Raw genomic sequence first — 23130 nt, 5'->3', positions numbered from 1 at the left:
CCCAACGCATATGCACAGCAACTTAATGCTGCTTAAACTGGTGTCTACTTTAGTCGAGCCATTCCATGAACTTCATTCAACACTCAACATTTAAAATTCAACATTGCCGCTTTTCTACCCCAGCACCAAAAACTTTGAGGCAATAAATAGGTAGATGAGCACTCCGGATGCATCGCATACCGAGGTAATTAACGGCGCGCTGGCACTGGCGGGGTCAAAACCCAGCTTGTTAAGTACAAATGGCAAACTCATGCCAATCATGCAGCCAATCATCACTACCGACATCATGCTCATGGCCAGTACTAGCGCGACCACTTCATCGCCGCGCATATAACCAACAACCGAAACGGCCACCGCCATGGTGCCACCCAAACACAGGGCTACTAAGGCTTCTCGCCCCAGTAGACTGAACCAGTCGCGCATCACCACGTCACCGGTGGCCAAGGCACGCACCATTAGGGTGGCAGATTGGGAGCCGGCGTTACCGCCGCTATCCACCAATAAGGGTAAGAAGAACACCAAAACTAGATTAGCGGCAATGAGCTCTTCAAAATGAGCAATGCCGGCGCCGGAGAATAAATTGCCAAACACCAACAACACCAACCAGAACACGCGTTTACGATATAACATGCCGATGCTAGCGTCTTTAAGTCTACCTACAATGCTGGTGACACCGCCTGACTTATGAAAGTCATCGGTAGCCTCGTCACTGGCCACGTCCATAGCATCATCGTGGGTCACAATGCCGACCAGCGCGTTGTTTTCATCGACAACAGGCAGGGCGATTAAGTCGTAGCGGGCAATCATTTTGGCCACGTCTTCTTGATCGTCGCCCACGGCACAATGAATAGGCGAGCTGAGCATCAGGCTGTGCATTTGTTGGTGTGGGGGGGCTAAAATGAGTGCGCGCAACGACACCACCCCTAACAGTTTGCGTTGAACATCAATCACATAAGCATGATAAATGGTTTCGGCATCGGGTGCTTCGACTCGTAAAGCGGCCAGTGCTGCGTCCACGTTCATGCTGGCTTCTAGGGTGGCGTAATCCGAGGTCATTAAGGCACCTGCTGTACCTTCCTGATAAGCGGCGAGCTTTCTAATATCCTCTCGCTTTGCCTGTGCCAATGCGGGCAGCAAGGCATCTCGCTGCTCTTGATCAAGGCATTTAAACAGATCGGCTCGTTCATCCGCAGGCATTTCACCTACTAATCTGGCCAAGTTAGCGCGTGGAAACTCCAGCGTTAACTGCATCTGGATATCGGCATCTAAATACGAAAATACCGTAGCGCGATGTGGCAGCCGTTCGAGTAAATGCCAAGCTAGAGCAGGGGGAATGTGCGCCATTATGTCGGCCAGGTCTACTGGGCGCATGCCCTTAACCTGAATAAGAGCGGTATCAAACTGCCGCTGCTCTATTGCGTTGCCTAATAACAAGGCGAGTTCTTGGTGACTCATGTATTTTGCTCCGCGCGATACCCAATAGGCAGTAAACGTCAGCTAAAAATGGTGAAATTAAGTCCACTCCAGCATGAAGATGCTACGCCGCGAGTAAACCGCAGATGCTAAGTGATTGAATTTTTTATAGCAAGCTGGCGCGAGCGGATAATTTAAGGGCAATGTTGAATTTTAAATGTGAGTGTTGAATGAAGTTTAAAAACAGTGCCGTTGCCAACATTAAAGGGCGGTATTTATTTCTATGCCGTCTTCCTGAACTCGTTTCAGGATCTGCTTTTGGGTTTTAGTACCTAAATACGAGATACCGGAGCAGGTCCGGTAAGACCGCATAAGAGACCACACTTAAACCAGCCTGCATATTCAGGCTCTGTTTCGTCTGTCACTTTTGCTTGGGGCTTATCTTTCGACTTATAGCGTACAGTTGGCGGCTTAAAGCTTTGTTTTAGCCCTTACCATTAAGCTCCCTTTCAGAGCAGATCTTTATTTTTTCGTGGATTCCGTGTTCTTCCGTGGCAAAAAATCTTTAGGTTTAGTTCTGTAGCTTTAGCGCATCGAGCGCAAAGCGTTGGCCGGCAAGATAATCGTAAAATGAGGCTAAAATCATCGGGCTGCGCAGTTGACTGCCTAAGGCCTCAATTTCATTCAGCGTTAACCAGTGACAACGAATGATATCGCCGTCGGGATCTTGCGGATGTGTGGTTAAGGGCTCGGGAACCTCTGCACAAAAGGTAAAACGCACAAAATGCGTGCCGTTATCGGGTGCTTCAAATTGATAAATGGCCACTCCCTGCTCAAGGGAAATAGCCAGCCCCGTTTCTTCTAATAACTCACGCTGCGCGCCTTCTTGTAGGGTTTCTCCTGGTTCTAGGTGGCCGGCTGGCTGGTTAAAACGGATGTGATCTTGCTGCCATTCTTCCACCATTAAAAAACGCTCACCGGCACGTATTATCATTGCTACCGTGACCGCGAAAGGGTGATGACTCATTACACTTTTCTCCATTGACCCGAGGGTAAATCATCCAGTGTCCAGTTACCTACTGCATAGCGGATCAGGCGTAAAGTAGGAAAACCAATATGCGCTGTCATGCGTCGTACCTGACGATTACGCCCTTCAATGATCTTTATTTCCAGCCAAGTGGTGGGAATCTGTTGACGATCGCGAATCGGTGGCGTGCGTGGCCAAATAGCCGGATCCTGCATAATGCGCACTTGGGCTGGCAGGGTCGGGCCGTCTTTTAAGATCACACCTTGGCGAAGTTGGGTCAAATCGGCCTCGGAGGGTATCCCTTCTACTTGGGCCCAATAGGTTTTGGCGGTTTTACGGCCAGGTTGAGTAAGGCGAGCATTCAGCGGGCCATCATTGGTGAGTACCAACAAGCCCTCGCTGTCTCTGTCCAACCGACCTGCAGCATAGACGTCAGGCTGAGTAACAAAGTCTGCCAATGTTTGGCGTCCGTCGCCATCGGTAAACTGGCACAATACCATATAGGGCTTGTTGAACAGCAAGGTGACAGCAGGGCCGGTAATGGGTGCTTTGGTTGCCGTTTTAGGTTTTGATTTGAAATTAGGGCGAGGTTTTTTGGCTTTCATTGGGCCTGTTGACCTTTCGAGGTTAAGTTCTGTGCTAAGTAATGCCGGACTGCTTAGCTAAATGAATCGAAGGATAATAATAAAAAACCCCGCTGCTGCGGGGTTTTATTTAGCCTTCCAGATCACCGCAGAAACGGTAGCCTTCACCATGAATGGTGGCAATGATCTCTGGCGTATCAGGAATAGATTCAAAGTGCTTACGGATACGACGAATGGTGACGTCTACTGTGCGATCGTGCTGTTTAAGCTCGCGTCCGGTCATCTTTTTCAGCAAGTCGGCACGGCTTTGAATTTGTCCTGGGTTTTCACAAAAATGAACCATGGCACGAAACTCACTGCGCGGTAATTTGAAAACTTCACCCGTTGGGCTAACCAGAGCACGGCTATTAATATCGAGCGTCCAGCCATTAAAGCGATAGGCATCTACCAGCTTTTCTTCTTCTTGAACTTCTGGCGTTTGCATGGTGCGGCTAAGCAGGTTGCGTGCACGAATGGTCAGTTCACGAGGATTAAAGGGCTTAGTGATGTAGTCATCTGCACCAATTTCTAGGCCCAAAATTTTATCGACTTCGTTATCACGACCCGTCAAAAACATCAGTGCTAAATTGTGCTGGTCACGTAGCTCACGGGCCAGCAGCAGGCCATTTTTGCCTGGCAGATTAATGTCCATGATCACGAGATTAATTTTATTGTTAGACAGAGCCTTATACATCTCCTCGCCATCGGTCGCTTCTAGCACAGAATAACCTTCGGCCTCAAAAATGCCTTTTAAGGTGTTGCGAGTGACTAACTCGTCTTCAACAATAAGAATATGTGGAGTCTGCATGTGCCTACCTGTTTGTTAGATGTAAATAGAATTCAGTATCAACAGTTGCCGGAGTGAGAGAAATGTATCATTTGTTACTCTACCACTGTTATTGCGCCGTGTTATGTCCCGCTAGGGCGGGTTGCATTGGCCCGGTTATACTGATTTTTTTGAGCCGTTTTTATATTTGCATCCCATGCAGCTACTGCTTTACGCCCAAAATAGACAGACGATACAAACAGAGGTCCATTACCCAATTGACTGTATTTTAACAGTTAACAGGGGCATAACAACACTGATCAACTGATAATGTTAAATAGTTTTAAAGGCACACTTGATCAAAATCAATGACCTAAGCCCATCATGCGATCCATATTAGGGCTATTGGTGGCATCTTTTTCGCTCAATGCTTCACGTCTTCGCCTTAATATTTTGCACAATATGAACGTTGCTTAAACTTGATAGTACCAATCTGGAAAACCAACTGATCAGATTTTTATGTCTTCTGTAGATACTCTGTTGGGTGTCAAGGTCTCACGTTAGTTTTGTAGATTGGTCTCTTTTAGGCCGTGCCACCATTATTGTGCGAATAAATTCGCCCCTACACTCGGGGTGGTTGGTCTTAAAATGCGCGGCGCTTATTTGCTAGTGGCGGATGGCACGAGTAAGGTAATGTTTGCATTATTAGTTTTGGCTAAGTAATGCCGCATAATCGGCATGGTTCTGTCGTCATTCCCGCCTTCGCGAGGGTGACGATAAAGGTAAGCTAGCCACATAATACATATAAGTTATGCGTGATTACTTATTCATAGGAGGTTGCAATGTTAGATTTACTACCTGATTTATGTGATGAGCATGAAGATAAGGTCGAAATATTAGAGCCTTTATTCAACGATTATGGCGCCGCCCGCACTTTTTGGGGCAAAGTGGCGACCGTGCGCTGCAGTGAAGATAACTCTAAGGTGCGAGAGCTCGTGGCCACCCCCGGCACAGGCAAAGTGTTGGTCGTTGATGGCGGTGGCACAGTGCGCCGCGCTTTAATGGGTGACCAACTCGCGGCTTTGGCGATAGAAAATGGCTGGGCGGGCGTGGTGATTAACGGCGCTATTCGTGATGCGGGCGCCATTGCTGACATGGCGTTAGGTGTAAAGGCGCTAGCGACCTGCCCGATGAAAACTGAAAAGCACGGTGCAGGGGAGGTCAATATACCGGTAAACTTTGCCGGCGTGACCATTAATCCTGGCGACTATCTTTATGCCGATATCAACGGAATTCTGGTCTCTCAAGAAGCCCTGACCCACTATTCGTTTTAAGCATAGGTTTGCCCCGTAATACCTGACTTGCTTTGCTCTTTCCCGTCATACCGAGCTTGCCTCGGTATCTCGCACTTTTCCTAAGGCTAAAACCGAGATCCTGATGGTCATCAGGAAGACGGCTGGAGTGATAGATACTGACGTGCGTCAGCATGACGGCCCCAGTATCTCCATTTAAGAGCTAGAGCGAGATCTTCTCTGCAACGGAATCCACTAAATTCACGGAAAAATAAAGATTAAATCTGAATAGACATATCTTGCTGTTAAGACCTGAAAATAAAAATTTATAGTCAGTTTTCGCTCTTATCTCATGTTAATTTTTCCGCGCGTTCCGTGTTCTTCCGTTGCAAAATATTTAGCCCTTTGTTTTCCCTGATGATGGGTCTCAGACGCAGGCCTTTGCTTGCTATCGCTGCAGCGCCTTTTATGGGAGAATATGCGCCGTTTATTAGGGTGTTTTGTGGGGTAATCAATGCAGCTGTATTTTGTACTTAAGTCGCCGGCGCGGGCAGAAAACGTCGGTGCTGCAGCGCGAGCAATGAAGACCATGGGTTTTAGCCACATGCGTTTGGTGAGCAGCCGAGTGCATGAAGAAGACAAGGCACACTGGGTAGCTCATGGCGCTCAAGAAGTATTAGACCAAGCCGAATATTTTGATGAGCTGGCTCCGGCACTGGCTGATATGGATTTAGTGATTGCCACCACGGCGCGCGAACGTGGCCGTTATCGTTATTATCTTACGCCCCAGCAAGCCATTGCGCAGGTTAATAACAAAAGTAATCAAAAAGTGGCGTTGCTGTTTGGCTGCGAAGAGTCGGGCTTAAGCAATGACGATTTAGCTTTGGCCGACATCATTAGCTACTTACCGCTTAAAGTCAGTTATCCCTCGCTTAATCTCGGCCAGGCCATCATGCTTTATGCCTATGAATTTAGTCAGGGCTTGAGCGAGCAAACTGTAGATAAAACCAGCGTTCAGCCTGAAAACAGTCAATTAAGGCTACTGCAGCATAAAACAGAGCAATTGTTTGATAAAGTCGGCATAAGCCAGCAGGAAAAACTGGCTGAGTGGGTGTCAGACCGATTGCCTATGCTAGAGCAGCGCGACCTTAACCTGTTGCATCTGCTTTACAAAGATCTAGAACGCGCCTTATCCAATAACAAGGGCAGTTGACAACCATGTGTACTCGGGTTATTGCTATGCCATTCGTTGTTAAAGGTCGACCCTTATGTTGCACAGCACCCACCGCATTATCACCATTATTATTACCGGCACCACCATGGGTGGCACTGGAGCGGGCTGATGCACTAACAACACACTGATTAGAATTTTAAAGCCCGCGTCCCCATCCGATGCGGGCTTTTTCGTTTTATATTTTTGTTTGATATTTTTCGTCTAGCACTTTTCGTCTAGAACAGGGAGTTATGAATGCGAGTCTTGAAGTTTGGCGGCACCTCGTTGGCCAACAGCGAGCGATTTAACAATGTCGCTGATATCGTGGTTAATAATCAGCAGCAGTCTCAGGTGGCGCTAGTTTTATCCGCTCCCGCCAAGGTTACTAACCATCTGGTGGCGGTAGTAGAGCAGACCATTCGAGGCTTAGACTCGGCACCGGTGTTGCAAGAAATCGAACAGATTTTTCACGACATTATTAACGGCCTCAAAGCCAAGTATCCCCAGCTAGACGATACCGCTGTTAAAGCTCGGGTTGAGCGAGAGCTCGGCCAGCTGGCCCGTTTGCTGCAAGGGGTCAGTTTATTACAGCAATGCCCAGACAACACCCAAGCCCACATCTTAAGCCGTGGTGAAGCCTTATCTATTGCCACGATGGGCGAATTGCTTAAAGCCCGCGGCGAGCAAATAGAGATTATTACCCCGCAAACTATGTTGCTCGGTGAGGGCAGTTATCTTGAAGCCACGATTAACATTGCAGCGTCACGCCAGCGCTTTGCCGAAGTGGGCTTGCGCACCGATTGCATTTATCTGATGCCCGGCTTTACCGCCGGTAACGATAAAGGCGAAACCGTCATCCTTGGTCGTAATGGTTCAGACTATTCCGCTGCGGTATTGGCTGCGTGTGTGAATGCGGAGTGCTGTGAAATTTGGACTGACGTTGATGGTGTATACAACTGTGATCCGCGTTTGGTGCCCGATGCCATGTTGCTCAAGCAGCTGTCTTATAAAGAAGCCATGGAGCTGTCTTACTTTGGCGCCAAGGTATTGCACCCAAAAACCATCGCCCCCATTGCTCAGTTCCATATTCCGTGCTTGATTAAAAATACCGGCAATCCACAAGGCGAAGGCTCACTCATTGGCCCCGAGTGCAGTGATGATGACCAACAAGTAAAAGGCATCTCTGATCTCGTTGGCATGACCATGATCAATATCTCAGGCCCGGGTATGAAAGGCATGGTCGGCATGGCGGGGCGTTTGTTCTCTTGCGTGTCTCGCGCCGGTGTTAGCATCGTGCTGATCACTCAAAGTTCGTCGGAATACAGTGTAAGCTTTTGTATTCACAGCTTTGATCAAATTAAGACACGAAAAGCCATCGCTAACGAGTTCGTACTGGAATTCGAAAACAAGCTGCTTGAGCCATTAGATATCATCGAAGACTTAGCCATTATCTCTTTGGTTGGCGACCGCATGCGCACCGTAAAAGGCGTGTCTGCTCGCTTCTTTAATGCGTTGGCCGAAGCATCTATCAACATAGTGGCCATCGCTCAGGGTTCGAGCGAGCGCTCTATCTCTGCGGTGATCCACAAAGCGAAAACCACCGAGGCTATTAAGGCCTGTCATCAAAACTTCTTCTCTAGCCGTCGTTTTATCGATGTGTTTTTAGTGGGTTGTGGTGGCGTGGGGGCGGCACTGTTGGAGCAAATTCGTCGCCAGCAGCCGATATTAGAAAAGCAAGATATCGGTATTCGCGTGGTCGGCATTGCCAACTCACGCCAAATGACCTTAAACCGTGATGGTATCAACCTTGGCGAATGGCAAAACCATCTGGCGCAGGCGACCGACACCTTTAACCTGCCGCGTTTACAGCGCATGGTCGAAGACAGTCACTTAATTAATCCGGTATTGGTGGACTGTACATCAAGCGACAGTGTAGCTGAGCAATACGCCGACTTTTTGGCCGCTGGTTTTCACGTGGTCACGCCGAACAAAAAAGCCAACACCGCAAGCCTTGAGTACTATCGCCAGTTGCGCCGTGCAGCCCAACGTACCCACCGCAAGTTTTTGTATGAAACGACCGTGGGCGCAGGCTTACCGGTGATTGAAAACCTGCAAAACTTACTGCGTGCCGGTGATCAGCTTAAAGCCTTTGGCGGCATATTATCGGGCTCTATGTCTTACATCTTCGGTAAATTAGATGAAGGCATGAGCTTTGCCGATGCCACTCGCGTGGCGCGAGAAAATGGCTTTACTGAGCCAGATCCACGCGATGACTTAAGCGGCATGGACGTGGCGCGCAAGTTGCTTATCTTGGCGCGTGAGGCGGGTATGCAATTAGACTTGGCCGATATTGAAGTTGAAATGGGCTTACCGCCACAGTTTGACGATAGCGGTGACATCGAAACCTTTATGGCTCGTCTGCCCGAAGCAAACGGCTATTTTGAGCAACGCGTTGCAGAAGCTGCCGCCGAAGGTAAAGTGCTGCGTTATGTGGGTGAAATTGAAAATGGTCACTGCAAGGTTGCCATTAAGGCCGTAGACGGCGATGATCCGCTGTTCAAAGTAAAAGACGGCGAGAACGCGCTGGCGTTTTACACCCAATACTATCAGCCCATTCCCTTGGTGCTGCGCGGTTACGGCGCCGGTGCTGATGTGACCGCTGCCGGCGTGTTTGCCGACTTATTACGCACCCATAACTGGAAGCAGGAGATTTAAATGAGTGTAGTTGCGTTTGCCCCTGCCTCTACCGCCAACGTGAGCGTCGGCTTTGATGTATTAGGGGCCGCCATGGCCCCAGTGGATGGCACCATGCTTGGCGATCGAGTGCTGGTGGCTGATACTCAAGGTGACTTTAGCCTAACCACCGTTGGTGCTTATGCTCATAAGCTGCCAGATGATTTTAAGCAAAACATCGTCTACGACTGCTATTTAGCGTTTGAAAAAGCCATCGCCGACAAAGAAATTAGCGCCAAACCGCTGGTGATGACGCTAGAAAAGAGCATGCCAGTAGGCTCAGGTCTTGGCTCCAGCGCTACCAGCATAGTCGCGGCTTTTGTAGCGTTAAATGCGTTTTATGATAATGCGCTCAGTGAGCACGAACTGATGCTATTGATGGGCGAGCTAGAAGGGCAGATCTCAGGGTCTCTGCATTACGACAATGTGGCCCCGTGCCATTTTGGTGGCATGCAATTGGTACTAGATGAGGCGGATATCGTTAGCCAAACCTTGCCCAGCTTCGATGATTGGTACTGGGTGCTGTGCTATCCCGGCATTAATGTATCCACCTCGGCGGCGCGCAGCATTTTACCGGCGCAATATCGTCGTCAAGACTGTTTAACCTACGGCCGTCGTTTGGGGGGCTTCGTGCATGCTTGCCACACGGGCCAAGAGCCGTTGGCCGCCGCCATGTTAAAAGACGTAATAGCCGAACCCTACCGTGCACAATTAATCCCAGGCTTTGACGCGGTGCGCGACCAAGCCGCCGCTATGGGAGCGTTGGCCACCGGTATTTCTGGTAGTGGCCCCACGGTGTTTTGTGTGCTTAAAGACTTAACCCAAGCCGAAAAGCTAAAAAGCTGGCTGGCGGAACACTTTATTCAAAATCAGGATGGTTTTTGCCATATTTGCAAAATCGATACCCAAGGTGCTCGAGTAACAGGAACACAACTATGAAGCTGTATAATATTAAGGACAATTCGGAAACCATCGATTTTGCTGGTGCCGTAAAGCAGGGGCTAGGTCGTGGTCAGGGTTTATTTTTCCCAGAAAACTTAACCCCCATCGCCAATATGGATGCGCTGTTAGAGCTGCCATTAGTGCCACGCTCGGTGGCGGTATTAAGCCACTTAATTGGCGATGAAATCTCAGAGAAAACTCTGACCGCTATGGTAGAGCAGGCTTTTACCTTTCCAGCACCCTTAGTAAAAGTAGACGAGCATACCTACGCGCTTGAGCTGTTCCACGGTCCCACCTTAGCCTTTAAAGATTTTGGTGGCCGCTTTATGGCCCAGTGTTTGGCGACCTTAAGCACCGACGGCAAGAAGATCACCATACTGACTGCAACGTCCGGTGACACCGGTGCCGCCGTGGCCCACGCCTTTTACGGTTTGCCCAATATCGAAGTGGTTATCTTGTATCCCGAAGGCAAAATCAGCCCGCTGCAAGAAAAGCTGTTCACCACGCTCGGCGATAACATCACGACCTATGCGGTACAGGGCGACTTTGATGATTGTCAGGCACTGGTTAAACAAGCCTTTGATGATGAAGAGCTAAAGGCGGCTGTGGGCTTAAACTCGGCTAACTCCATCAACATTAGTCGTTTGGTTGCACAGGTGTGTTATTACTTTGAAGCGGTGGCGCAACTGCCAGCAGAGCAGCGGCACAAAGCCGTGATCGCCGTGCCATCGGGCAACTTTGGTAACCTAACTGCTGGGCTAATAGCCAAAGCGTTGGGTTTGCCCGTTAAGCGCTTTATGGCTGCTACTAATGCTAATGATACGGTACCGCGCTATCTAGAAAGCGGTAGCTGGGATCCCCAAAGCACAGTGGCGACCCTGTCTAATGCCATGGACGTGAGCCGCCCTAACAACTGGCCACGCGTTGAAGAGCTGTGCCGTGTTAAAGGCTGGAACTTAGCCGATATCGCTTCGGGCGCATTAAGCGACGAGCAAACCAAAGACGCTTTGCAACGCTTGTTTGCTCAAGGCTACTTATGTGAGCCTCATGGCGCCATTGGTTGGGACTTACTTAATAAAGAGCGTGGTAAAGATGAAGTGGGCATTTTCTTATGCACCGCTCATCCGGCCAAGTTCAAAGAAAATGTAGATGAAATTTTAGGTCAAGACTTGCCATTACCAGGCCCCTTGGCCAAGCACATGGCAATGGAGCCGCTTAACGGCACGATCCCCGCCGACTTTGCTGCCTTAAAAGCGAAGATGATGGGGAAGTAATAGCTCCCAGCGCCTAGCACCCAGCTAAAATAAAAACACCGAGCCCGCAGCTCGGTGTTTTTTATTTGTCTATTATGTCGAGCTACCCCAGTACCTATGTTTGTATTCTTTATATTCAAAGAAGGTGTTCGCTCAAATCTTTCAGCTTCTGACTTTGGTCAGTGTAAGAGATCTCTCAAGAGCGCTAGGGATAAGGCTACTTATGCTGCTAGCTTTGGCTCGGATATATCCATAACGTATTGAATCGTATTGTTTTATTTTTTGCGGGGCGTTTTTATTAAATAGTAATGAGTTTGTGGGGAATAGTTTTATGCGCTAAAGCCCGTATCATTACTACCAACAGCAAGGCAGCTGGCACGCAGGAAGCGTACAGGCAGGTAGGCCGTAATGAATACCGGCAAGAAGCCGTTTATAAGACAAGGAAACCTAGTACAGGTGAGGTTGGTTAGGAAAACCAATCGCCAGGATGGCAACAGGACTGGGCTCGGATGGCCAAAGGGAATGCAGTGCAGCAGAAGCTGTTTAGGGAACACACTTTTGGATGAAGTGGTGGGGAGCAGGAAGCGACCCTTCAGGATGATATAGGAATTGCCCAATGGAGTGGGAAGAACAAGCACAGGACGGCTAAGTTAGAATATGCAGGGAGCGATTAGGTTTAAGGATTAGACCAACAGCACTTTAAAGGGCAACTTCAGGTTGCCCTTTTTCTTTGATTTTTTGCCTAGGCCATCAATATCGGCTTGTGGTAGCTTGTAATACCAGTTGAATCAACAGGTAGTAATGATGACGAATCAGGCATTGGATGAATTATTAACCTTGCTGGCGCTAGAGCCGTTAGACGAAGGACTATATCGTGGTCAGAGTACAGACCTCGGCTTTGGCGCGGTATTTGGTGGTCAAGTAATGGGGCAGGCATTAGCCGCCGCTAAATATACCCTAGAGCCTGATCGTCCGGTGCATTCCTTTCACTCTTATTTTTTGCGCCCAGGCGACGTCAACAAACCCATTATCTATGATGTAGAAACCATTCGTGATGGCAAAACGACCTCCACGCGACGAGTGCAAGCACTGCAACACGGTAAGCCTATTTTCTATATGACGGCGTCTTTTCAACAACCGGTGGCAGGCTTTGAGCATCAAGCACCCATGCCAAAAATTGCAGGGCCAGAGGAGATAGCACCAGAAAGTGAACGAATAAAAGCGCTGGCTCAGTATTTACCAACGTCGGTAAGAGACAAGTGGTTGTCTTCTAAGCCCATTGAAATGCGCCAAGTCAATTATGTAAATCCTATGCAGCCCGAAAAAGTAGAGCCGGTAAACTACATCTGGTTAAAAGCTAACGGCTGTTTGCCAGATGATCCCCGTATTCATAAATATTTATTAGCGTACGCATCGGATTTTAACTTTTTGCCTACCGCACTGATGCCCCATGGCCGCTCGTTTTGGGATCGTGAACTGCAGGTGGCTACTATCGATCATTCTATGTGGTTTCACCAAGACTTTCGTTTTGACGACTGGCTGCTTTTTGCCATAGAAAGCCCCCGAGCCATCGCCGGACGAGGGTTAGTACAAGGTCGCTTTTATACTCAAGACGGCACCTTAGTCGCGACCGCGATGCAAGAGGGCATCATTAGGCCCCGAGGGGCCAGCGCTGAGCTGTGAGTTTCACTTACCTTCACCCTCTCATAGATGAAAAAAAGCACCATACCTTGTGGGTATGGTGCTTATCATTTCGCTGGGCGCTGGGCGCTGGGCGCTGGGCGCTGGGCCTTTGGCTTACTGTGCCAGAGACTCTGGCAAGTGCTCGCGAATGGTCGACAGCATGCTTTTTAGTACTTTGGGGTTAGCACAGACTAGGTTACCGCTGCGCTCAAAGTTATGGCCGCCTACGAAGTCGGTAACAATGGCGCCTGCTTCTCGAGCGATCAAGCTGCCAGCAGCAAAATCCCATGGCTTGAGGGCCAGTTCCCAATAACCGTCTACACGGCCAGCGGCAACATAAACTAAGTCTAAGCTAGCAGCACCGGCACGGCGAATATCGGCGCACTGAATGAACATGTCTTTGAACATGCCTAAGTAGGCGTCAACATGATGCTTTTGCTTAAAAGGAAAACCCGTAGCTAGAACAGTACCGGTTAGGTCTTTAGCTTTGCCTGTACGAATACGGTAGCCGTTTAACTGAGCACCGGCACCGCGGCTGGCACTAAAAAGCTCATCACGAATAGGGTCGTAAACAACGGCCTGTTCAACGCGACCTTTAACACGCAATGCAATAGACACTGCGAAGTGGGGAATACCGTTCATGAAGTTGGTGGTGCCATCAAGTGAGTCAACAATCCACTGATAGTCAGGGTTGCTGCCTGTTAGTTCACCACATTCTTCACCAATAATGGTGTGCTCCGGATAAGACTTACGAATGGTATTGACGATGGCATTTTCCGCGTCAAGGTCGATATTGGTAACAAAATCGTTCAGACCTTTTTGGCGCGTTTCTATGTTATCAGGATTGGCAAAGCCTTTGACGATAACTTGACCAGCGTTACGCGCAGCGCGTATCGCAATATTCAGCATCGGATGCATATGAGTGAACCCACTTGATGTTAAAGAACGAAATTTGAGCGACGTATTATACCTGTGAAGCATTTTCAGGCAAGGACTAAATATGTCCAGCGGGCAGCCGTAAGCTATAAGCCTGTCACTTAGTCACATCTTTTTGTTGATTTTAATGGTGTAATCGGGCAGGGCGCACTACTCCGATCGACTCGCCGTAAACCCATCCCTGGGGGCTCCGCCGCGCCATCCTTGGCGCGGGTGGTCGGCTGAGCAGATACCCTCTGCCTTCCCGTCAGCAGCGGAGTTGCTTGTTAGCGCCATCAACAGACGACTCTGTATTATCTGAAGAGGCAGTAGGAATTGTCGTAGCCAACCGTCAAATGCCAGGGAGGGCATTTGCCGAGCGTCGCAGGGATGCGGCCTAGCGCGTTGGCGGAGGCAATCCTACTGTTTCTGTGCACTATTGGCAGGCTATAAGAGGTCAGCTGAAAGAAAAATTAATCTAAAATTATGTGGGGGGGAATAAGCGTAAAGAGTGAGGGATAAACATAGTGATAATGCAGTACTGGCCCTGTATTTCATTCTTCTTGGTGATGTAGCAGTACAAACTTATCCCACAGCTGGTCTTGGTCTTCCGTATGGTTAGGGTCGATAATGATGCAGTCGATAGGACATACACTGATACAGGTGGGCTTATCATAGTGGCCCACACATTCGGTGCATAAATCTGGGTCTATTTCATACACTTCGGGGCCAAAGGTGATGGCTCCATTCGGGCACTCTGGTTCACACATGTCGCAGTTAATGCAGCTATTTTCGATTAGTAACGCCATAGCAAAAGTCACTCACCTTCATATTCGTTATACCCATAAATTTAGCGCCAGATAATACCATTTCTTCGCGCTAAGCTCAGCATTTGTGCGTACTTACGGATGGGCTGAGCATGTGGCCTTGCTATTAAAGTTAAAGCGAACAGCGTATGTGTTGTCACAAAGTTGTCATCTATTCGCCATACAATAAGCACCACTGGATATTTACTGAGGTGGACCCATGTCAACCCAAACCCAAGCCATCGCACTATCAGGTAGTCGTAAGCGCTGGTTGAAAGACCGAATCGCACAAATAGGCGTGACCGCTGGCGGCATTTTAGTACTGGTGGCTTTATTACTGATTTTCTTTTATTTGCTCTATGTGATTAAGCCCATTTTTGATAGTGCGCGTGTTGAGCTGGGCCCTGAATTTAGCTTGCTGGACAGTGGTGCCAGCATGGGCCGCGATATTGGAAATACGGCGCTATTGGGGGTAGAAGAGCAAAACGAGTTGGTGTATCGCTTTAACGATAAAGGTGAGGTCAACTTCTATTCTTTGCCACAACAGGGCAAGCGCGTTTATAGCCAGAACATAGACGGCGAGGTGACCAGTGTTGCCCGCAGTATTAGCCACAATATGGTTGCCTATGGTTTGGCGGGGGGCGGCATTACGGTGCTAAAGCCTAAGTTTAATGTCAGTTATCCCGATAATATTCGCACCATAGAGCCAGAAGTGGTTTTCCCCTTTGGCGAACAGCCCTTGGTGGTGGATGCGCAACGGCGAACCTTAACGCAGCTAAGCATAGCGAGCAGTGGCGATGACCTGTTGATTGCGGCCATTACCGAATCAGGCGTCGGCGTGCTGACGCGTTTCGCTGGTAAAGAAAACTTTATGACCGGTGAGGTGACACTTAGCCCCACTCAAGTCGACATCCCTGGATTGCCCGCTGAGGTTGATCAGCTATTGCTGACACCAAACCTACGCTTCTTGTTTGCCCGCAGTGGCAATGAGGTATACGTGTTTGATGTGCGCAATATTAATAAGGTGGCGCTACGCAATGTGCTCACTATGAACGCGCAGGGCGGCAATATTACGACCTTAAGTTTGCTATCGGGCGGCAATTCTCTGTTAGTGGCCAACGACAACGGCAAAATATCCCAGTGGTTTGAGGTAGCGCGTGACGGTAAGCGTGAATTCACTTTTATTCGTGATTTTTCCGCCAATGGTGCGGTTGAAAACATCATTTCAGAGGTCAATCGTAAAGGGTTTATTACTGCCTCCAGTAATGGCAGCCTAGATATTTTTCATACCACCGGTGGCTCGCGGCTGTTTTCTGCACCGCTGGCCAGTGGTGGTGTTTCGGCACTGGCGATGTCGCCTCGCAACTCTATGCTGCTGATGCAAAGCGGTAATAAATTATCCACCTTCTACGTTGAAAACGAACACCCTGGCGTCACCTGGAAAGCGCTGTGGACCAAGGTGTGGTACGAAGGTTATCCCGAGCCTCGATATGTGTGGCAGTCCACCTCCGGCAGCAGTGATTTTGAGTCGAAGCTGAGCTTGGTACCCATCTCATTTGGTACGCTTAAAGCGGCATTTTACGCTTTGTTGTTCGCGATACCTATTGCCATTGCCGGTGCGGTTTATACCGCTTACTTCATGTCGTCTGGTCTGCGCAAGGTAGTCAAGCCCACGGTTGAGATTATGGAAGCACTGCCCACGGTGATCCTCGGCTTTTTGGCTGGATTATGGTTGGCTCCATTAATTGAAAGCCATCTACCGGGCATGGTGATTTTGCTGGTGATGCTGCCGGTATCCATCTTATTAATGGCTTTTGTCTGGCAGTATTTGCCCAAGGCACTGCGTAATCGTGTGCCGGAAGGTTGGCAGTGTATTTTATTGCTGCCGCTAGTGGTTTTTGTGGGTTGGAGCTCTTTTGCCTTAAGTCCGTGGGTCGAGGGGCTGTTGTTTGGCGGTGATGCTCGCGGCTTTTTAACCAATGAGTTGGGTGTCGGCTTTGATCAGCGCAACTCACTGGTGGTGGGCATCGCCATGGGCTTTGCCGTTATTCCTACCATTTTTTCTATTGCCGAAGACGCGGTGTTTTCTGTGCCGCGCCATTTAACCAACGGCTCATTGGCGCTGGGTGCCACTACATGGCAAACCTTAACGCGGGTAGTGATGCTGACCGCCAGCCCCGGTATTTTTTCTGCGGTGATGATGGGGCTGGGGCGTGCGGTTGGCGAAACCATGATCGTGCTGATGGCGACCGGTAACACACCGGTGATGGATCTCAGCATCTTCAGTGGCATGCGCACCTTGGCGGCCAATATCGCGGTGGAAATGCCAGAGGCAGAAGTGAACAGTTCACACTATCGCGTGCTGTTTTTGGCGGCCTTCGTGTTGTTTATCTTCACCTTCATGTTTAACACGGTTGCTGAGTTTGTTCGTCAGCGGCTGCGTGACAAATACAGTTCAATGTAGAGGCACAACCACATGAATAAATGGTTTAAATCGGGCGCGCCTTGGATCTGGATGACCGGCGGAGCGGTCAGCGTCAGCTTAGTGGCAGTATTAGGCTTATTACTCTTGATTGGCTGGAGGGGGCTGACGTTTTTTTGGCCGCACAGTATTTATGAATGGCAGGTCAGCACACCGGCGGGCGAGCAGTATACGGTGATTGGTGAAATTCACGATCGTGAACAAGTGTCGTTGGCGCAACTGCGCGGTGCCGGTTTAACGCTAGAGGGCGTAACCGCAGAGACCTTAACCCGTTATTTGATTAAAACTGGTAACCGCGAGTTTGTACCGCTCGATTTTCGCTGGTTACTGGAAACTAACATCGCGTCTCGTCAGCAACCGGCCGATTTGGTGGTCTTAGAGCGCGCTAATAACGGTAACTTTTACGGTTATGTCGAGCAAGTGCGTCAAGGTGACAGCGCGGTGGGCGGTGAGCTGCGTGAACAGCTGCAGACTCGGCTAGATCGGGTGCGCGAGCTTAATAGCGAGATGAAATCGCTGCAAAGAGGAGCCATTGGCACCATTAACTTTCAGTTGGAGAAGTTGCGCCTTAAGCAGCGTAGTTTAGAGCTAGAAGGGGAGGCTACCGACGCCGCATTAGCTGAGATTCGAGCCGAAGAGCAGCAACTAAGAACCGATTATCAGGTATTAGAAAAGCAACTGTTTGCCCTGCGCGAACAAGCGCGGCGCGATAATGTGGTGGTCCGTGATATGCGCGGTCAGTCCGTTACCTTGTCGCTGGGCGATGTGTTGGATGCCACTTGGCCCAACGACATGGGCTTGGTGTCGAAGACGCTACACTGGTTTTCGCAAATCGGTAAGTTTGTCAGTGGTGAGCCACGCGAGGCTAACACCGAAGGTGGCGTGTTCCCTGCTATATTTGGCACCGTGTTTATGGTGATCTTAATGGCGATTATTGTGACTCCATTAGGTGTGGTTGCGGCGATTTACCTGCACGAATATGCGGGTAAAAATAACCTGACCAAGATGATCCGTATCGCGGTAATCAACTTGGCGGGGGTGCCTTCTATCGTGTATGGCGTGTTTGGTTTGGGCTTTTTCGTATACATGGTGGGCGGTTCGCTAGACCAGCTGTTTTACCCAGAGTCTTTGCCTACCCCGACCTTTGGTTCACCTGGGGTATTATGGTCGGCACTGACGCTGGCGATTTTAACCCTGCCGGTAGTAATAGTGTCTACCGAAGAAGGGCTGTCACGCATTCCCAGTTCGGTGCGCCAAGGTTCCTTGGCATTAGGGGCCACTAAAGCCGAAACGCTATGGCGCATTGTGATCCCCATGGCCAGCCCCGCTATTATGACCGGGCTTATCTTGGCCATTGCCCGAGCGGCAGGTGAAGTGGCACCGCTGATGTTGGTGGGAGTGGTTAAGCTGGCGCCTAATTTGCCGGTAGACGGTAACTTCCCTTATTTGCATGTGGAGCGCAAATTCATGCACTTGGGCTTTCATATCTACGATGTAGGTTTTCAAAGTCCGAACGTAGAAGCCGCGCGGCCGCTGGTTTATGCCACCTCTTTCTTACTGGTTACCGTCATTGTGGGGCTGAATCTAACCGCCATTGGTATTCGTAATCACCTGCGGGAAAAATTCCGTTCACTCGATCAATAAGCCGTGAGCTTGCGCCAGAATTAACAGTTTGAGGTAATAATATGATGAACGTAGCTATGACCATGGATCAGAAGGTAACGCTAGATACTCAAAGCTTGACGGCTGAGCAAACGGCGCTGCAAATTCGTGACCTTAATTTATTTTATGGTGACAAACAGGCACTGTTTAATGTGGACATGAACATTGCCAAAGGGCAGGTTACTGCCTTTATTGGGCCGTCCGGCTGTGGCAAGTCGTCTTTGTTGCGCTGTATTAACCGCATGAATGATTTGGTGGACAACTGTCGTATTGAAGGCGAAATTTTGCTGCACGATCACAATATCTATGGCAAAGGCGTGGATGTGGCGGCGTTACGCCGCCAAGTGGGCATGGTGTTTCAGCGGCCTAATCCGTTCCCTAAAACAATTTACGAAAACGTGGTATACGGCTTGCGACTGCAAGGCATTAACGACCGACGCCGACTAGATGACGCGGTAGAGCGCTCGTTGCGCGGTGCCGCCTTGTGGGATGAGGCGAAAGACCGATTGCACGAGAATGCCTTTGGCCTTTCGGGTGGTCAGCAGCAACGGTTGGTGATTGCCCGTGCCATTGCCATTGAGCCGGAAGTATTGTTGCTTGATGAGCCCACCTCGGCACTGGATCCTATTTCCACCTTGGTAATCGAGGAGCTGATCAACACCCTAAAAGAGCAGTTTACTGTGGTGATTGTGACGCACAATATGCAGCAGGCGGCGAGGGTGTCGGATCATACGGCCTTTATGTACATGGGCGAGTTAATTGAGTACACCGATACCAATACCTTGTTTACTACCCCTAGCAAAAAGAAAACCGAAGACTACATTACCGGGCGCTACGGCTAAGGAATCCACCATGAATAATCACAATCTTAAAAAGCATATTTCTGGTCAGTTTAATACCGAGCTAGAAGAAGTATTGAATCAAGTCTTGGTAATGGGCGGCTTGGTTGAGCAGCAGTTAACCGACGCCATTACGGCTATTCATAAGCAAGATCTGGATTTGGCGCGCTCGATCGTGGCTAACGATCATCAGGTAAATGCGTTAGAGGTCGATATAGACGAAGACTGCACGCGCATTATTGCTAAACGCCAGCCCGCAGCCTCAGACTTGCGATTGGTGCTGGCCATTATTAAAACCATCACCGACCTCGAGCGTATTGGTGATGTAGCCAAGCGCATTGGTATGATGGTGATAGATAACGCCAACAAGAAGCAGCCGCCCTTGGTGTCGATGGAAAACATGGGACTGCGGGCAGTAAAAATGCTGCACGATGTGTTAGATGCGTTTGCTCGTATGGACATAGAAGCGGCGATAGAAGTGCATAAAGAAGATGCTAAAGTCGACCGAGAATATGAGTCTATTATCCGTGAATTAATGACATTTATGATGGAAGATCCGCGATCTATCCCCCATGTGTTAAATGTGTTGTGGTGTGCTCGCTCGCTGGAGCGGGTGGGTGACCGCGTGCAGCATATTTGTGAATATATTATTTATTTTGTGAAAGGCAAAGACGTTCGCCATCGTAGTGACGAAGATATTCATAGCATGCTCGACCGTTAAAACAGGGTGATGTAGCGCCATGTGATCTCGATTTTAAGTGTGTTTTTCACGAAAATCTTATTTTTAGTAGGTGATTTAAGCTCATTTTATTGCTGAGAATGACTTGCCCTGTCGGAAATGTTGAGTAAATAGCCAATTTGTTTTTTGACTTTTTATTTCCATATCCATATGAATTATATGAGTTTTTATAAATATATTGAATTTTTATGCGTGAATTGTAAAGATTGACCGACAGCTTGTAGCAATTCAATTTTGCCTCTAGCTCCCATCAAGGGGTAAACTAGGCGATAACGATTAGGGTTAGTGATCGCTCTTAACCATAACTACTGACAACTAGAATAGAAGAAGAAACATATGACGGAACGTACTCACCTCGGTACTTTACAAGTTGCTACCGTTCTTCATGATCTGGTAGTAAACGAAATCATCCCCGGCACTGGCGTTGAGCCAGCAGCATTTTGGGCAGGCATGGAACAGATCGTTAACGACCTGGCTCCTAAAAACCGCGCTCTGCTGGAAAAACGGGAACAGCTGCAGCATCAAATTGATGAATGGCACCAGACTCACGCCAATCAAACGTTTGACGCCGTAGCCTACAAGCAATTTTTAACTGATATTGGCTATTTATTGCCAGCAGTTGAAGACTTTACTGTAACCACCACCAATGTTGATGCAGAACTGGCTACGTTAGCTGGGCCTCAGTTGGTTGTACCTGTCAACAATGCTCGTTATGCGCTTAATGCCGCTAACGCTCGTTGGGGCAGCCTATATGACGCACTGTACGGCAGCGATGTTATTTCAGATGCCGGTGGTGCAGAAAAAACCAAAGCGTTTAACCCAGCCCGTGCGGCTAAGGTAGTTGCTTGGGGTCGTGACCTGCTTGAGCAGTCTGCACCACTTGCCTCAGGCAGCCACACAGATGTGACGGCCTATCAGGTAGTCGATGGTCAGCTGCAAATTACCCTCGAAAATGGCGACGTCACTACCCTGGCTGATACCAGTAAATTTGTTGGGTATAACGGTGACACTGCAACACCGTCTGCTGTTTTGCTGTGTAACAACGGCATTCATATTGAGCTGCAGTTTGATCGTAACAATCAAGTGGGTGCCAGCGACAAAGCGGGCATCAAAGACTTATTGTTAGAATCCGCTCTGTCTACCATTATGGACTGCGAAGATTCTGTTGCAGCCGTCGATGCAGAAGACAAAGTGGGTGTATACCGTAACTGGTTTGGCTTAATGAAAGGCACCTTGACCGAAAAAGTTCAGAAGGGCGATAAAGAAATCGTTCGTAGCCTGAATGCGGATCGCCAATATTTGGCACCCAACGGTGAAGGTTTCCAGTTGCACGGTCGCAGCTTATTGTTCGTGCGTAACGTTGGTCACTTGATGACTAACGAAGCCGTTCTGGACAAAGACGGTAACGAAGTGCCTGAGGGCATTCTTGACGCGCTGATTACCAGCCTGGCTGCGATTCACGATATTAAAGGTAACAGCGAGTTTAAAAACACTCGCACCGGCAGCGTTTATATCGTGAAGCCGAAAATGCATGGCCCCGAAGAAGTGGCTTTTGCATGTGAGTTGTTTGAGCGTGTTGAACAAGTACTGGGCTTAGCCAAAAACACCCTGAAAGTGGGTATTATGGATGAAGAGCGCCGTACTAGTGCCAACCTTAAAGCGTGTATCTATGAAGCGCGTGATCGTGCCGTGTTTATTAACACCGGCTTCCTCGACCGTACTGGTGATGAAATTCACACCAGCATGGAAGCGGGCCCAATGGTACGTAAAGGCAACATGCGTGAGCAAACTTGGCTCAGCGCCTACGAAAACAACAACGTAGACGTAGGCTTGGCCGCTGGTTTACAAGGCAAGGCACAAATCGGTAAAGGCATGTGGGCTATTCCAGATAAAATGGCCGAAATGCTCGAAACCAAAATTGCGCATCCGTTAGCCGGTGCCAACACTGCTTGGGTTCCTTCGCCAACGGCAGCCACCTTGCATGCCACGCATTACCATCAGGTTAACGTTAAAGAGCGTCAAGATGAGCTTAAGTCTCGTCAAGCTGCAAGCCTAAATGCCCTGCTGACTATTCCTTTGCTGACTCAAGCGGCAAAAGAAAGTCTGAGTGTAGAAGATATTCAGAACGAACTGGATAACAATGCACAGGGTCTGCTGGGTTATGTAGTGCGCTGGATTGACCAGGGTGTAGGGTGTTCTAAGGTTCTTGACATCAATGATGTGGGCCTGATGGAAGACCGTGCTACTTTGCGTATCTCTGCTCAGCACATTGCCAACTGGCTTCGCCATGGCATTCTGACTCAAGATCAGGTGCTAGAATCATTGAAGCGCATGGCAGCTATTGTTGATACACAGAATGCAGCGGATCCGCTGTATCGCAACATGGCACCTAGCTTCGATGGCATTGCGTTTAAAGCAGCTTGTGACTTGGTGTTTGAGGGTACAACTCAACCCAGCGGTTACACAGAGCCATTGCTACATGCTTATCGCCGTCAGCTGAAAGCACAAGGTTAATTCTTACTTTTTGAATTAACACTCTGAAAAATAAAAATCCTCGGCCAGTCCGGGGATTTTTTTTGCCTTCATTCTGATGAATATCAGGATCTCAATTTAAAGACTAAAAGCCTTCTCGCCACGGAATACACGGAAAAACACGGAAAAACACGGAAAAGTTAACCCGCTCTGTCATCCTAGTTGTCCGGTTGGCAATTCTGCCTAAGTTTATCCCAGTGGGGCGGTATA

Annotated in this window: 16 protein-coding genes and 1 pseudogene; 11 read left to right on the top strand and 6 right to left on the bottom strand. The window is 49.0% G+C overall.

The window, feature by feature from the left end; genetic code table 11:
• Positions 1-114: 114 nt before the first annotated feature.
• From mgtE to arcA, 4 genes and pseudogenes are all read right to left on the bottom strand, one after another.
• Positions 115-1455 carry a magnesium transporter gene (mgtE, locus tag ACFQ1C_RS04515; RefSeq protein WP_379557344.1) on the bottom strand — a complete coding sequence of 447 codons (1341 nt, stop codon included), beginning with the start codon at positions 1453-1455 and terminating at the stop codon, positions 115-117.
• Between the two features lie 529 nt (positions 1456-1984).
• A complete protein-coding gene (locus tag ACFQ1C_RS04510; RefSeq protein WP_379557343.1) occupies positions 1985-2440 on the bottom strand; it encodes an NUDIX hydrolase in 456 nt (151 codons plus the stop codon).
• A gap of 8 nt (positions 2441-2448) precedes the next feature.
• Positions 2449-3045: pseudogene (locus tag ACFQ1C_RS04505) on the bottom strand (pseudouridine synthase); the annotation flags it as partial.
• A gap of 109 nt (positions 3046-3154) precedes the next feature.
• Entirely contained in the window at positions 3155-3871 is a 717-nt protein-coding gene (arcA, locus tag ACFQ1C_RS04500) for a two-component system response regulator ArcA (RefSeq protein ID WP_379557342.1), read from the bottom strand.
• 800 nt (positions 3872-4671) lie between these two features.
• Here arcA and ACFQ1C_RS04495 point away from each other — a divergent pair.
• The 6 genes from ACFQ1C_RS04495 (at position 4672) to tesB (ending at position 12945) form a co-directional block, all read left to right on the top strand.
• The gene (locus ACFQ1C_RS04495) at positions 4672-5163 is read left to right on the top strand and encodes a putative 4-hydroxy-4-methyl-2-oxoglutarate aldolase (protein WP_379557341.1); all 492 of its coding nucleotides are present in this window, start codon (positions 4672-4674) and stop codon (positions 5161-5163) included.
• 472 nt (positions 5164-5635) lie between these two features.
• A complete protein-coding gene (locus tag ACFQ1C_RS04490) occupies positions 5636-6334 on the top strand; it encodes a tRNA/rRNA methyltransferase (protein ID WP_379557340.1) in 699 nt (232 codons plus the stop codon).
• A 255-nt stretch (positions 6335-6589) separates the two neighbouring features.
• Positions 6590-9049, top strand: a complete 2460-nt coding sequence (gene thrA, locus ACFQ1C_RS04485; RefSeq protein WP_379557339.1) for a bifunctional aspartate kinase/homoserine dehydrogenase I — start codon at positions 6590-6592, stop codon at positions 9047-9049.
• A complete protein-coding gene (thrB, locus tag ACFQ1C_RS04480; RefSeq protein WP_379557338.1) occupies positions 9050-10006 on the top strand; it encodes a homoserine kinase in 957 nt (318 codons plus the stop codon).
• Positions 10003-11283, top strand: a complete 1281-nt coding sequence (gene thrC, locus ACFQ1C_RS04475; RefSeq protein WP_379557337.1) for a threonine synthase — start codon at positions 10003-10005, stop codon at positions 11281-11283. The genes thrB and thrC overlap by 4 nt, the downstream gene beginning before the upstream one ends.
• A 780-nt stretch (positions 11284-12063) precedes the next feature.
• The gene (gene tesB / locus ACFQ1C_RS04470; RefSeq protein WP_449290059.1) at positions 12064-12945 is read left to right on the top strand and encodes an acyl-CoA thioesterase II; all 882 of its coding nucleotides are present in this window, start codon (positions 12064-12066) and stop codon (positions 12943-12945) included.
• Positions 12946-13059: 114 nt separating this feature from the next.
• On the opposite strand, the gene suhB is transcribed toward tesB, so the two are convergent.
• Complete coding sequence (gene suhB / locus ACFQ1C_RS04465) at positions 13060-13863, bottom strand: inositol-1-monophosphatase (protein WP_379557336.1); 804 nt, start codon at positions 13861-13863, stop codon at positions 13060-13062.
• 551 nt (positions 13864-14414) lie between these two features.
• A complete protein-coding gene (locus ACFQ1C_RS04460) occupies positions 14415-14669 on the bottom strand; it encodes a YfhL family 4Fe-4S dicluster ferredoxin (RefSeq protein ID WP_379557335.1) in 255 nt (84 codons plus the stop codon).
• A 217-nt stretch (positions 14670-14886) separates the two neighbouring features.
• Here ACFQ1C_RS04460 and ACFQ1C_RS04455 point away from each other — a divergent pair, with 217 nt between their 5' ends.
• From ACFQ1C_RS04455 to ACFQ1C_RS04435, 5 genes are all read left to right on the top strand, one after another.
• A complete protein-coding gene (locus ACFQ1C_RS04455) occupies positions 14887-17130 on the top strand; it encodes a phosphate ABC transporter permease (protein ID WP_379557334.1) in 2244 nt (747 codons plus the stop codon).
• A 12-nt stretch (positions 17131-17142) separates the two neighbouring features.
• A complete protein-coding gene (gene pstA / locus ACFQ1C_RS04450) occupies positions 17143-18792 on the top strand; it encodes a phosphate ABC transporter permease PstA (protein WP_379557333.1) in 1650 nt (549 codons plus the stop codon).
• Positions 18793-18833: 41 nt separating this feature from the next.
• Positions 18834-19652, top strand: coding sequence for a phosphate ABC transporter ATP-binding protein PstB (gene pstB / locus ACFQ1C_RS04445; RefSeq protein ID WP_379557332.1), 819 nt, complete (start codon positions 18834-18836; stop codon positions 19650-19652).
• A 10-nt stretch (positions 19653-19662) separates the two neighbouring features.
• Positions 19663-20370 carry a phosphate signaling complex protein PhoU gene (gene phoU, locus ACFQ1C_RS04440; protein WP_379557331.1) on the top strand — a complete coding sequence of 236 codons (708 nt, stop codon included), beginning with the start codon at positions 19663-19665 and terminating at the stop codon, positions 20368-20370.
• 354 nt (positions 20371-20724) lie between these two features.
• Entirely contained in the window at positions 20725-22902 is a 2178-nt protein-coding gene (locus ACFQ1C_RS04435) for a malate synthase G (protein WP_379557330.1), read from the top strand.
• Positions 22903-23130: the final 228 nt, after the last annotated feature.

Source organism: Oceanisphaera ostreae (genome assembly GCF_042676125.1).
GTDB lineage: Bacteria > Pseudomonadota > Gammaproteobacteria > Enterobacterales > Aeromonadaceae > Oceanimonas > Oceanimonas ostreae.
This window is presented reverse-complemented; position numbering and strand designations above follow the sequence as displayed.

What these genes read in the sequence shown, in the direction of transcription:
- arcA (WP_379557342.1), bottom strand. Translation starts at nt 3,871, where the DNA reads ATGCAGACTCCACATATTCTTATTGTTGAAGACGAGTTAGTCACTCGC.
- thrC (WP_379557337.1), top strand. Translation starts at nt 10,003, where the DNA reads ATGAAGCTGTATAATATTAAGGACAATTCGGAAACCATCGATTTTGCT.
- thrA (WP_379557339.1), top strand. Translation starts at nt 6,590, where the DNA reads ATGCGAGTCTTGAAGTTTGGCGGCACCTCGTTGGCCAACAGCGAGCGA.
- ACFQ1C_RS04510 (WP_379557343.1), bottom strand. Translation starts at nt 2,440, where the DNA reads ATGAGTCATCACCCTTTCGCGGTCACGGTAGCAATGATAATACGTGCC.
- thrB (WP_379557338.1), top strand. Translation starts at nt 9,050, where the DNA reads ATGAGTGTAGTTGCGTTTGCCCCTGCCTCTACCGCCAACGTGAGCGTC.
- ACFQ1C_RS04490 (WP_379557340.1), top strand. Translation starts at nt 5,636, where the DNA reads ATGCAGCTGTATTTTGTACTTAAGTCGCCGGCGCGGGCAGAAAACGTC.
- pstA (WP_379557333.1), top strand. Translation starts at nt 17,143, where the DNA reads ATGAATAAATGGTTTAAATCGGGCGCGCCTTGGATCTGGATGACCGGC.
- ACFQ1C_RS04495 (WP_379557341.1), top strand. Translation starts at nt 4,672, where the DNA reads ATGTTAGATTTACTACCTGATTTATGTGATGAGCATGAAGATAAGGTC.
- ACFQ1C_RS04460 (WP_379557335.1), bottom strand. Translation starts at nt 14,669, where the DNA reads ATGGCGTTACTAATCGAAAATAGCTGCATTAACTGCGACATGTGTGAA.
- pstB (WP_379557332.1), top strand. Translation starts at nt 18,834, where the DNA reads ATGATGAACGTAGCTATGACCATGGATCAGAAGGTAACGCTAGATACT.
- ACFQ1C_RS04435 (WP_379557330.1), top strand. Translation starts at nt 20,725, where the DNA reads ATGACGGAACGTACTCACCTCGGTACTTTACAAGTTGCTACCGTTCTT.
- mgtE (WP_379557344.1), bottom strand. Translation starts at nt 1,455, where the DNA reads ATGAGTCACCAAGAACTCGCCTTGTTATTAGGCAACGCAATAGAGCAG.
- ACFQ1C_RS04455 (WP_379557334.1), top strand. Translation starts at nt 14,887, where the DNA reads ATGTCAACCCAAACCCAAGCCATCGCACTATCAGGTAGTCGTAAGCGC.
- tesB (WP_449290059.1), top strand. Translation starts at nt 12,064, where the DNA reads ATGATGACGAATCAGGCATTGGATGAATTATTAACCTTGCTGGCGCTA.
- suhB (WP_379557336.1), bottom strand. Translation starts at nt 13,863, where the DNA reads ATGCATCCGATGCTGAATATTGCGATACGCGCTGCGCGTAACGCTGGT.
- phoU (WP_379557331.1), top strand. Translation starts at nt 19,663, where the DNA reads ATGAATAATCACAATCTTAAAAAGCATATTTCTGGTCAGTTTAATACC.